8 protein-coding genes are annotated in these 12,253 nt (G+C 66.4%); 1 reads left to right on the top strand and 7 read right to left on the bottom strand.

Going from position 1 to position 12,253, the window contains the following annotated elements; translation table 11 throughout:
• The 3 genes from ACY48E_RS13705 to ACY48E_RS13695 all read right to left on the bottom strand — a co-directional run.
• On the bottom strand, positions 1-3,267 hold a 3,267-nt coding region (locus ACY48E_RS13705; protein ID WP_462872758.1), incomplete at its 3' end, for a class I SAM-dependent DNA methyltransferase.
• Entirely contained in the window at positions 3,264-6,005 is a 2,742-nt protein-coding gene (locus ACY48E_RS13700; RefSeq protein ID WP_462872757.1) for a helicase-related protein, read from the bottom strand. The genes ACY48E_RS13700 and ACY48E_RS13705, both read right to left, overlap by 4 nt.
• A 265-nt stretch (positions 6,006-6,270) precedes the next feature.
• On the bottom strand, positions 6,271-8,112 hold the full coding sequence (locus tag ACY48E_RS13695; protein ID WP_462872756.1) for an alpha/beta hydrolase family protein: 1,842 nt from the start codon (positions 8,110-8,112) through the stop codon (positions 6,271-6,273).
• A gap of 577 nt (positions 8,113-8,689) precedes the next feature.
• Here ACY48E_RS13695 and ACY48E_RS13690 point away from each other — a divergent pair.
• Positions 8,690-9,088, top strand: a complete 399-nt coding sequence (locus ACY48E_RS13690) for a hypothetical protein (protein WP_462872755.1) — start codon at positions 8,690-8,692, stop codon at positions 9,086-9,088.
• A gap of 10 nt (positions 9,089-9,098) precedes the next feature.
• Here the strand turns inward: ACY48E_RS13690 and ACY48E_RS13685 are convergent, their stop codons facing one another.
• From ACY48E_RS13685 to ACY48E_RS13670, 4 genes are read right to left on the bottom strand one after another with little or no spacing between them, the layout of a single operon-like run.
• Positions 9,099-9,893: a type III pantothenate kinase gene (locus tag ACY48E_RS13685; RefSeq protein WP_462872754.1), complete on the bottom strand. Its 795-nt coding sequence runs from the start codon at positions 9,891-9,893 to the stop codon at positions 9,099-9,101.
• The gene (panD, locus tag ACY48E_RS13680) at positions 9,893-10,315 is read right to left on the bottom strand and encodes an aspartate 1-decarboxylase (RefSeq protein ID WP_462872753.1); all 423 of its coding nucleotides are present in this window, start codon (positions 10,313-10,315) and stop codon (positions 9,893-9,895) included. The genes ACY48E_RS13685 and panD overlap by 1 nt, the downstream gene beginning before the upstream one ends.
• Positions 10,316-10,317: 2 nt before the next feature.
• The gene (gene panC, locus ACY48E_RS13675) at positions 10,318-11,226 is read right to left on the bottom strand and encodes a pantoate--beta-alanine ligase (RefSeq protein WP_462872752.1); all 909 of its coding nucleotides are present in this window, start codon (positions 11,224-11,226) and stop codon (positions 10,318-10,320) included.
• Positions 11,223-12,170, bottom strand: coding sequence for a Rossmann-like and DUF2520 domain-containing protein (locus ACY48E_RS13670; protein ID WP_462872751.1), 948 nt, complete (start codon positions 12,168-12,170; stop codon positions 11,223-11,225). The genes panC and ACY48E_RS13670 overlap by 4 nt, the downstream gene beginning before the upstream one ends.
• Positions 12,171-12,253 lie beyond the last annotated feature (83 nt).

The following is a 12,253-nucleotide window of genomic DNA, read 5'->3' as shown; positions in this document are numbered from 1 at the left end:
TGTCGCCTGTAGGAAGGAAACTCGCCCTCGGTCGTCCGAGTAGACATGAATTCCGTAGGTAACGTGGTTGTCGATCTCGAAAAGCTTGAGTTCGTTGATGAACTGCCAGTGCCTGCGCAGACGGCGGTAGGTGGTCGAGCGTAGCGGGCCTGCCTTCTCGTCGGTGAAGTGGGTTTCGGGGTGGATGAGACCGACCGAACCTGTCGATTTGGCATGGGCCCAGGTTTGAGACATGAAGCTGCGGTATAAGTCGGGCGCCAACCCAGCCGTTGCTGGATACACGACTTCGCTGCCAAGGAACGCGGCGGTCGCTGCTACTTCACCATTGGCCTCACGTACCAGGGTTGCGACGCCAGGAGCGTCGAGGGCGAGCCTGCGGTGTGCGGCGTCCTCCCTTGCGGTCGACTTGGACTTCAGCTGCCACCAGGGATCACCCTCCGCAAGCAGGGCCTCGACGTCAGATCGCGGCCGCACCCACGGGGGATTTCCGACCTGCAGGTCGAAGCCGCCTCGGGAGAACACGGGGGCGAAGTCCAGCTCCCAGTGGAAGAAGCCCTGCTGCGCAGCCACCCGCTCTGCCGCCGCGAGCCACGGGTGCTCGTCGAGCACCTTGGCCACGTCGCTCACCATGGCGAAACCGAGGTCGCTCTCCTCGGCGATACCGAGGTCCTTCCAGTTCGCGGCGGAAGCAAGTGAGAGTTGCCCCAGCGGTTGCTTCCTGACGTTGCCGACGCGACCCAAGAGCTGCTGGAGGGTCTCGATCCATTCATCGAAGGACGGAGGTGCAGTCTCCTCGGTGAGCGGCCAGAACCAGAGGGCACACCAGGCGTCCATCACCCGGCGGAGACGGCGGTACGCACCGTTCGGATCGGCGAGGCTCTGTTCGATCTGCTCACGGGTCACCGCACCGCCCACGGGCAGATCCTCAGCCCCCCACAGCGCGATGGAACGGCGAATCTCACTCTCCGCGATCGACAGCCGGCGCCAGACGAGTTGCCAGAGCACCTCCACACGCCTGCCGAGCCCCACCAGGGTGTCCACTTGCGCCTTGGTTGGCTGTACCAGCACCTGCTTGCGCCACTGCTTCAACTTCTGCAGCTCCTCGGGCGCAAGTTCTTTGGCCTCCTTGGCGTTGATCGCCGAGCCCCACCCCTCGGCCGGAAGCAGGAAGTGGTGGATGCCGCCGCTGGCCGCGCCGTCCCTCCCTTCACGCACATCAGCGGGAATGTCGCTGAGCGACAGGTCGTTCGGGACTGCCTTGAGCCAACCCCTTTTCTTCTCCACCAGGAAGCGGGGGTAGACGGCGTGCCGTGCACCGATGAGCGAGTTACCCCGGCGCAGATGCAGGCCGAACCAGGGTGCCTGCAGCCCTTCCATCATCGTGTCGAGCCACAGCGAGATTTCGGCCAATTCGACTGCTGTGGAGTTGAGGTCGACTCCGTAGACGTTGTGGAGGGCGAGGTACGCCTTAACCTTTTGCAGTTCCTTGGGATACCCCTCGGGGTCGATGCGCTCACCCACCTCGTCCTGGCGTCGGTTGAGGTACTCGGCCGCCAGTTGCCGCACCGCCTCGATGGCGAATGCTCCCGATCCCAGCGCGGGCTCACATACCGTCATGTTCAGGATTTCTCCGGCCGAGGTGGTCGCGCCGTCCTGGTCCAACAGCTCTTCGAGGGCTTGGCCCACCGTGAATTTCGTCAGCACCTCCGGCGTGTAGTACGACGCAGACTGTTGACGCTCACGCCCGGCGAGGCGGAACACGAACGAGCCGCGCGTATGCAACACCGGCTTGCGCTCGCTGGTGATGGGGTCCTCGTGGCGGACGAAGTCCTTGTCGTCTATCCCGGCTGCACGGTCGACGGGGACCAGCCACGAGCCCTTCGACCCGTCACCGCCTTTCGCCACCTCGTAGAGATCGGTGTCGGCGAAACGTCCTGTGTAGGACATCAGCCCCTCGTAGACAGCGCCGAGCTGGTTGATGCCGAGCTCGGCGTACGAGATGAACCCGCGATCGCTGCCCCGCTTCTCCTTGCTCAGCAACAGGTGCTGGAGCACCCGCTGAAGTTCAGCGTTACCCAGCTTGACCTCGTCGATGAGGGCTGTGGCGGCCGGGCGGAACAGGTCGGCCCGCAGCGGCCGGAACGTGAGCGCCTCGAGCAATCCCTCGTCCTCTTCGGACTCGGTGGGCGCATAACCGCGGTCGACCAGCCTGAACAGCACGGCCAGGGAGTCGTATAGGTGCGAGCCGGTTTCCGCCTGCGGGGAGGTGAGCGGGATCTGAATGAGGTCGCGCAGCCGATCCAAGCTGTAGCCCTGCTCGTACTCGGATGCGCCCGTGGGCAGCACGCCCAGCTCGGGCGACGACTCGGCGTAGAGCAGGAACAGGATTCGGTAGAGAAAGCGCAGAGAGTGGATGGCCAGTGGCTGCGCCTGCTCACCCGGCAGCGGGGCCAGACCACGGGCGGCTCGGCGGGTCACCACATCGTTGGCGATGATCTCGATGGATAGCCGCACACCCTCGCGCAGGTCCTGGGAGACACCGACGGTGTGGTTGATGGACTCCCCGAGCACCGAGTGCCACCAGATGTTGCCCTCGGCGTCCGGTGCAAGCGACTCGGCCGACAGACAGGCCAGGGCCGTGTCGATCTCGCCGCCCTTCTTGTCGTCGTTGCGTTCGCCGACGAGTTGGAGGTCGATGGCCAGGTACCGGCCCTCGGGCCAGCGTTCACGCTCGGCAACCAGCGCGATCCGACCCGCCAGCACCAGCGCGAAGTCCGGTCCGTCGTCAGTGACGAACAGAGCAGAGAGCAGCCGCGAGACCGCCACGATCTGCGTCGACTCGTCCACGTCGTACGGCTCGGCGAGGGTGGCGACATCCTTCTCCAACAGGTCGTCGGCCGTCCCCACCGGGACCGCCGCGACCACCGCCACGGCGGGTCCGCCGGCGAGGCTCACCTGCCGGACGGTGGTCACCGGCCCCGCGACCACGGTGCTCAGACCGAGCGCGGTGTAGCCGAGAACATCCACCAGGTCTTTGCGGACCTCCGTGGCGAGGTCGGGGTTGTCGTCCAGCGACGCGAGCCGGGACAGTAGCGATCCGCGGACAGCGGTGAAGCGCGAGCGGACCGATCCGGTGTCCTTCTGTTCCTCCCAGATCTTGCGCCGCGCGAGCACCCGGGCCTTGAACGACTGGCGGGTGGCGTCGGTGGTGAAGTAGTGCTCGCTGATCCAGCCCTCGCCGATCAGAATTGCATCGCTCGCGCTCACTGAGCGCCTCCCTTCGGAACCACCACAAGAAGCGGGCGAACCAGCCGCTGATCAGGCAGCAGCGACTCGGCGATCTCTTTCTCCCCGACCACCAGCGAGCGTCGCTCTCGGATCTCGGTTCGCTGCACCAGCGCATCGGCCTCGTCGTCCCACCTTGTCACCCGATCCGCCCACGCCTGCACGCGGGCACGGGTGTCCTTCTCTGCGGCATCGACCACCGCGGTGAGTGTCTCGCGGGCCGCGCGAACCGCGGGCCCGACATAGGCCGTCAGGTCCTCGAGGTCGGCGGGAGCACCGGAATTGACGTGGTTGCGCGCAATACCGAGGGCCTCGAGCGCACTACGCAGAGTCGGATGCGGCTCGCTGATCGCCAGCCGGTCGGGCGCGCCCCCGACGAACCTCGTCAGCAGAAACGAGGACGCCACAACCTGGCCGCGGCGGTTGCTCAGCGTGCCGTGCAGGAGCGCCGCCACCTCGTCGACCGGACCGTGCACCGCAAACACCTGATTGCGTCCCAGCTTCGCGAGGGCACGGTCCGCAGCCCACTCGACAACCGGATGCAGCGGTGAGAGGTAATGGGCCTCCGGCCACAGGGTGTGCTCCCCGGCGCCCCGTGCAGCATCGAGTGACGCCTGCCCCCGGCTCAGCGTGGTTGCAAGCCGTAGCCGGTCCGTGACGCCCCGGTCGGTGATGTAGGACTGCGGGAGGACCTCGAGGCGCTTGCGCAGATCGGGTGATGGCGTGAGATCGGCGATCTGGTGCGTCGGCTCGTCCTTCCACGACACACCGTCCGGCCACGGAAGCCCGGGCGTCTCCAACACCTCGTTGAGGGTGTCGGCGAGAAAATCGAGCTCGCTCGCGTACACCGTGGACGGGCCATCGTCCACCGCCCGGCCGGCGCCCTCGTCCGCACCACCCAGCAACCGCGCGAACAGATCGTCGAAGCTGTCCCCCGCGCCTACCTGACGGACCTCCTTGACCGTCTCGTCGAAGCTCTGCTGCCCGGCGAGGACCTTGCGGATCTCGTCCTCCTCGGTCTTGACATCGTGCTTGCCCATCAGCGACGCGGAGTCACCGAGGGCCTTGTGTGCCTCGTGCTCGCGCTCCATCAAGCGCGTCAGAACTCGCAGATCACCCAGCGAGTTCTCCACATCGGGATCGAGGAGCAGGGTGGTGATGCGCGGAGGGTGCTTCTGCCCGTACCGATCCACACGGCCGTTGCGCTGCTGAATCCTGATCAGTGACCAGGGTATGTCGTAGTGAATCAGGTTGTGGCACTGCAGATGTAGGTTGACTCCCTCGGAGGCGACATCGCCCGTCACGAGCACCCGGATCGGTGAGGACTGCACCTTGAAGGACTCCACCACCGCCTGCTGTTCGGTGTCGGTCAGCCCGCCATGCAGCACCGCCACCTCGTTCGCGGCGAACCGGAAGTCCTTGCGCAGCTTCTCGCGCAGAAAGTGGAGTGTGGGGACACGCTCGGCGAACACCACAGCGCGCATCGGTGAGCCCTTCCCGACCCCGATATCGGTGAGGTGTGCGCGCAGGGCATCGTATTTCGCGGTCGGCTCCACCAGGCCTCGCCGAGCCAATTCCTCCAACCGAACGAGCGCCGCCTTCTCAGTCTCCTGCGCGGCGGTGAGATTGGTCCCCAGGCGCTTACGCCGCTCGGACGCCGATGCCTCAAGCGCGGCGGGGGATGACAGGAATGCCTTGACCAGCGTCCACGGGAACAGCGACGAATTCGCGCCCGAGTACGGACTTTTCCCCGTGGACGGGCGCAGCCACACCTCGTCGAGTTCCCGGGCGATCTCGTTCTCGATGGCCGAGGCCGCGATCACCTGGTTGTCCGGGGGGAGCCGCTCTGCCCAGTCGCCTCCCACGTAGCCGGCCACCTCCGGGCTGTGCCGGTGGCGGCGGATGACCAGGCGCCGCACCTCCTCCTCGACCAGGTCACCGCTGGGCGTGACGGCGCTGGGCTCGAGCATGCGGATCAACTCGGCGAAGGACTCTTTGCGGCCGTTGTGCGGGGTTGCCGAAGCCAGGATCAACGCGTCGGTGCGAGTGGACAACAGGCGGGCGAGGCGATTGTTCTGAGAGGCGCCCGTGACGTTGTGGCTTTCGTCGATGACCACGGCGTCCCAGTGCTGTTTGCGCAGATGGCTGACGTAGCGGTCGCTCTTGAGCGTGTCGATCGAAATGATGACGCGGGTGAAGTGCGCGAACGGGTTTCGATTTCCGGGGAGCTTCTGGCGAATCCGCTGAATCCCCAGTGAGTCGAGCCTGACGAACGGCAACGCGAACCGCGTCCACATCTCGAACTGCATCTGCTCGAGGACGTGGCGGGGTGTGACGATCAAAATGCGGTCGCCGCGACCACGCCGAACCAGCTCGGCCAGAATCATCCCGATCTCGAGAGTCTTGCCGAGCCCGACGGCGTCGGCGAGCAGGATGCGAGGGCGCAGGTTGTCGGGCGCCAGCGCCTTGCGCACGGCGGCGAGCTGATACGGCAGGCTGTCCGCCAAACCGCGGGTGGCCACGGTCAGGTTCGGATCCGTGATGGGCACCGCCGTCTTGCGGGCCATCGCCTCGAGCCAGAGCCGTGAGCGCCGGTGCCCGGGCGAATCATCGCCCACCACCTGCGCCTCGGCGGGATCGAGTAGTTGAATCTCGTCCAACGCGGTCGAGAACGTCGCGGACGTGTCGCGGACGAGTTCGGACAAGCCCTGAACGGTCACGAACCACTCGCCGTCACTAGCCCGTTCGGCGCGGGTGACCAGCCATTCCTCATCGCGAATGAGCAACACCGAGCCTGAGGCGGGGGCTGAGTCGTCTATCGAAGTCACATTCAACTTTCTGATCTGCCGTCGCGACCGGGGATGAGAGCAACCATATCCCTATCAGGCGTAGCTGCGGCCAGGTTGGCTGCGAATCGCGCTGGTCTCGTTGTGCTGCGACACCTTTCGACCGCCTAAGCGCAGGCTTGACGGGAGGGCGCCGACATCACTTCACCAGGCGGGCGCCTATCTTGGTCACCGTTGAATGCTTCTTGGGCTCGAAATCGAGTTCCTGCCCATCCGCCGGAGCCAGACCATTGCCCTCGAGGAAAGCGACCAAATTCTGTGCGAGATCCCGTTCGGCGATCAGCGCAGAAAGCGATCGCGACTTGGGATCGCTGATCGCCTCCACAGTGTTCACCTGTGCCGACAGTTCAGCTGCGAACGCAGATGCCTTACGCCAGATGCCCTCGTCGTAGTCCTGCGCGAGGCTCCGCTGCGCATACGCGACGGCGCATGCGAGCAAAAGCTGCCCCGAATTGCGGCGGGCACCATCTATGCGTCCGCCGACGGCGGCTGCGGTGGTAATTGCAGCGCCGGCTCCTGCGATGCCGCCGAGCGTCGCGAGACCCCCGACCATCCCGCCGGGGCCGAGTGCGGCCAAGCCGCCGGTGAGGGCCGCAGCGCCGGCTGCGCCCACAGGGGCGAGTGCAACCAAGCTGTACGGCGCGATCGCGATGACCGCGACTCCAGCAGCCGCGAAGGCTATCCGACCCCAGTTCGCCCCGGGTTTGGTCGTCCTGGTGATTGTCTCGTTGAATCCGCGAATGATGTCTTGCAACTCGATGGCGAATTCTTTCGTCACACCGACTTTTTTCGAAATGTGGACGATTGCTTTCAATCCAGCATCACTGATATCGATCTCAAATGGAGCAACGAGGTCGCTCAACGCGAGGATGGTGAGCTGCTCGGTCAGTCGCGCTGGCGACCAGTAATCGGGGATATCGGGCGTTTCCCCTTCCGCCAGCTTGTGGAATTCGCGCGGCATGGGAATTCCTTTGGAATCCGCATCCCAGATCTGTGCGACCAGATCGGCACGCTTGCTTCGCACCGCCTCGGTATAGCGTGCCTGGACCTTTCTGTCGGCGATCTGGGCGCAGACGGCGTAGCGAAAGTGCAGCTCCAGGATCAGTGCCGCCAGATCATCGGTCAACGCAGTCGTCACTCGGCTTGTACGGCGAGGTGTCACAGGTGTCTGATGGAACGCGGTCCCTACCGCACGGGCCACGGCCTTGTTCCGAAGGTAAAGCCTCGAACTGTGGCCGGCCTTGCCGATGTCGACGCGGAAATCCTGCACGTCGGCGATGACGCCTGCGAGGCCGCGTGCACGTGTCACCGGGTCACGAGGACTGAAGAAGTTGAGCCAAGAGTTCGTCGACGTGTACGGAAAGTTGCCGATCAGCTCTCGTCGAGACGCTGTGAAATACTTCGCATTGGCCGGACTCCCGATGGTGACGACGCGTTGCACCGTGATGTCCTTGGGTAGTCGGCTGATGAGGTCCACTGTTACGACGCTGCCCAAGCTGTGGCCGACGATGACGATCTCTCCCCTCACCGGCAACTCGGATAGGACGCGTTGAAGGACGGCTCCCCGGATACCCTTGTTATGGACATAGGCCTTGATCTGGTCAACTTCGTTTGCAAGAAGCTTCTCTGGCAGGACCCCCTTCAGTGCGCCGAGTGCCCATTCCGGTGGGTCCATGTCCAGAAGCGGGAACCCGAGGCTCTGCACGGACGGATCGGCACCTACAGCTCTCGCGGCCTCGATCTGCCGATTCAGGAACTGGGCGCGCGCCGCTGATATATCTGCTTTGTCGGTTTGCGGAGTAGGCCTAGGTACGTCGACATACGCGTCGGACGAGGACAAGATGTTGGCGTACTGCGGGGCAATGATGGCGTCCTCGCCGATCAAGGGCAGCTTCTGAGCTGCCAGACCTTCATTCAGCCCAGTGAACCATCCGCGGTCCACGTCGCCTTCACCAACGCCGTGGAGGTATACCAGCTTCATGCGATGTCCTTCGTCTCGTGGAACCCCGCCTCCGACGAACCGCAGCAGCATCGGATTCCACACGTGGGCGGATGGTTGGGCCCTGAAGAAGGCAACAGACGGGCAACCTGCTGCGCCGCTTGGGTCAGAAGTGTTGTACCACCTATCTCGGACAGTCAGCCACACTTCGTCAGGCGCGACGAGCACACACGCTGGGTCTGGTGGGTGTCACCATCCGCGGATCACACGCCCGAACGGCACCTCACGGCAATCCCAGCTCGTCGCTCAGCCGATTGAGCTCGACCGCTGTCGCGCATCGCCGCCCAGGAACTGTTCGGCGTTCTCGGCGAGGGACCGCAGGTGGTCCAGGATGCGCGTCCCATCGACCTGGTCATGCTCACCGCGTTGGAGAAGCAAGCGCGACGACCCACGGACCACCACCACGCTCGTGCGATTTAAACATGGGATGAATCACGTCTGATCTTTCGGCTAACGAATTGACAGGCCACGCCAACCGTCGAAGGCTCAGACCCGGCGCACGTGGAAACCGAGCGAAGACGCCACACCATCAGCGTTCACATCGTCCGAGGGGACACCCATGCCCAACAAGCTCACCCGCATCGCGGCCACGATTGTCGCCGGCGCCGCCGTTCTGACCGGCTCGACACTGGCTGCACACCCCGCTCGAGCAGACGACGGCAAGCCGTTCCTGCTGTACTGCTACGAGAACTACGACGTGAGGAAGAACCCGTCACGGCTGATGTTCCTCGGGCTGAGGTACGCAGGCGGGGACCACGTGGACGCCTTCAGCGGAAGGGCGTACCTGCAGTTCTGGTATCCCCCGAGGGACGGCAATCGCGGCTACTACGACGGCGGGATCCAGATCGCGGAGTTCCCCCGGAGCGCCCTGATGCACACCTTCTACCCGGACACCCCCTGCGGCGTGCTGGGCGAGACCGTGGGCCAACCCACCTACAACTACGGCGCCTGGGGCTAGACCCCGTGAGCTACCGCCTGCGCGCCTGGTTTCGCTCGTACACCAGCCGCAAACCTTCGAGCGTGAGGTCGGGTTCGTGCCGTTCGATCGTGGCCGATTCGGTCATGATCAACGGCGCGGAGTCGCCCGTCGCCACCACCACCACCTCGCGGCCGGAGAAGCCAGGCACCTCGGCGCGAATGTGGGTGACGATGCCGTCGACGAGCCCGGCGAAGCCGAACACCGCACCCGACTGCATGGCCTCGACGGTGTTCTTGCCCAGCACAGCCCGCGGGCGCGCCAGCTCCACCTTGCGCAGCGCCGCCGAGCGGGAAGCCAACGCGTCCATGGAGATCTCCACGCCGGGGGCGATGGACCCGCCCAGGAACTCGCCCTTCGCCGACACCACGTCCACACAGGTCGAGGTGCCGAAATCGACGACGATGCACGGGGCGTCGTAGAAGTGGAAGGCGGCGAGGCTGTTGACGATGCGGTCTGCCCCCACCTCCTTCGGATTGTCCACCAGCAGCGGCACACCCGTGCGTACGCCCGGCTCGACCACCACGTGCGGCACATGCCCCCAGTCGCGGGTGAGCATGGTGCGCACCTGCCGCAGCACCGACGGCACCGTCGACAGCGCGGCGACGCCGGTGATGGTCTCGGCGTCGCCGCCGAGCAGCCCGCGGAAGGTCAACGCCAACTCGTCGGCCGTCATCGCGGCGTCGGTGCGCATGCGCCACACACGCTTGAGTTCGGCGTGATCGCCGGAGCCGGTGAAGACTCCCAGGACGATGTTGGTGTTGCGAACGTCGACGGTGAGCAGCACTATCGGGACATCGCAACCGTGCGGGGATCCAGCAGGCCGGACCCCTCGGGGGCGCGGGCGGGGTCCACGCCCAGTTCCTCGATGCGGTTGTCGGCGTCGACGAACACCACGCGCGGGGCGTACTCGCGCACCTCGGCCTCGGACATGATGCCGTAGGCGATGATGATCACCAGGTCACCGGGATGCACCAGATGCGCTGCGGCGCCGTTGATCCCGACCACGCCGCTGCCGCGCTCCCCCGCGATCACGTAGGTTTCGAGGCGGGCGCCGTTGTCGATGTCGACGATGGTCACCTGCTCCCCCTCGAGCAGGTCCGCGGCATCGAGCAGGTTCTGATCGATGGTCACCGACCCCACGTAGTGCAGGTCCGCATGGGTAACCGTGGCCCGATGGATCTTGGACTTCATCATGGTGCGAAACATGGTCAGGACTCCCGAGTGTCGGTGGAGAGGAGAACACCTACGTTGTCGATCAGGCGGGTGGTGCCGATCCGCGCGGCGACGAGCAGACGCGCGTCACCTTCGGCGGGCACCTCGCCGAGGCCGGGCCCGCGCAGCTCGAGGTAGTCGACGGCGATACCCGGCGCGGCATCGAGCACCGCACGTGCCGCCGCGAGAACTGCTGCGGCACCGCCGGATCCGGCGTGGGCACCGGCGGCCAGCGCCGCCGAGAGGGTGGTGGCCAGCTCCCGCTGCTGCGGGTCGAGGTAGCGGTTGCGCGACGACAGCGCCAACCCGTCGGCTTCACGCACGGTGGGCACCCCCACGATCTCCACCCCGAGGTTCAGATCGCGCACCATCTGATCGATCAGCACCAACTGCTGGTAGTCCTTCTCGCCGAAGAACGCCACGTGCGGCCCCACGATGCTCAGCAGCTTGGCCACCACCGTGAGCATCCCTGCGAAATGGGTTGGGCGCGATGCTCCTTCGAGGATCTGCCCGACCGGCCCGGGGTGGATGGTGGTGCGCGGACCGGCCGGGTACATCGCGGCGGCCGACGGCGCGAACACCACCTCCACCCCCGCGGCGCGCAACAGTTCCACGTCGGCGTCGAGAGTGCGGGGGTAGGCGTCGAGGTCCTCCCCCGCCGCGAACTGCAGCGGGTTGACGAAGATCGAGACCACCACCGTCGCACCGCGCCGACGCGCCATCTCCACCAGTCGAATGTGACCGGCATGCAGGGCGCCCATGGTGGGCACCAGCGCCACGGTGCGACCGGTGGCACGCAGGGCGCGACCCACGGCGGCCACCTCGTCGGGTGAGTGCAGCACCGTCAACGAGCCGGGCGTGAAGGTCGGCTGGGGTACCGAGGTCGGCTGGGGTGTCCCGGTCACTGCCGCACCTCCCAGTCGCGGAGCATGGTGAGCATCTCGGGGGTGGAGCGGGCCTGCTCGGCGGTGCGCAGCGACAACGCCCGGTAGCCGGCGGCGATGCGGGGATCGACCTCCACCAGCGCATCGAGGTGACGCTCGACGGCCTGCACGTCGCCGCGCGCGACGGGCCCGGTGAGCGCCGATCGTCCGCGGCGCAGCACGTTGTCCAGCGCAGCCGAGAGCAGCGGCTCGAGCACCCGCGAGGCCACCCCGCCCGGGGAGTCGCCCACGGTCTCCTGGCCCAGCAACTCCTGGTGGGCCAGCGCCGCCCGCAGGGCATCGAGCGCATCGGACACCACGGTCACCAGGTGGTTGGCCCCGTGCGCCAACGCTGCGTGGTAGAGCGTGCGGGCGTCCTCACGCACACGCACCGGCTCGCCGCCCATCTCCAGCACCAGGGCCTGGGCGATGGCGTATCCGATCTCGTCGGCGGCGGTGACGCCGAAGCACGCGTTGGCCATGCGTGGGGTGTCCTCGGGGCGGCCGGAGAACGTCATCGCCGGGTGCACGGCCAGCGGCACCGCGCCGCGCTCGGTCAGCGGGGCCAGGATGCCCACCCCGTGCGCGCCCGCGGTGTGCAACACCAGGGTGCCCGGGCGCACCGCGTCGGTGGCGGCCAGACCTGTGATCAGCGCCGCCAGTTCGGTGTCGGGCACGGCCAACACCAGCAGTTCGCTGCGGGCGGCGATATCGGGGACGGCCATCACGGCCGCGTCGGGTAGGCGCTGCTCGGCGCGCAGACGCGACGCCGACGACACCGCGGCCACCCCGAACACCACGTGCCCGACGCGCTCGAGGGCCTCACCGACCGCCGTGCCCACACGGCCGGCGGAGACCACACCGACGGACAGCCGGGCGGGAGCGGGATCGGGCGTACTGGTGCCCGGGAAATCGGTGGAGGTCACCGTTGTCCTCTCGGTCGTTCCAGTCCCGCGCAGCGGGTACCGGACGTTCGAGCACACAGTAGCGGGGTGCCCACACCGGGCGC

Source organism: Rhodococcus sp. AZ1, assembly GCF_054979605.1.
This window is presented reverse-complemented; position numbering and strand designations above follow the sequence as displayed.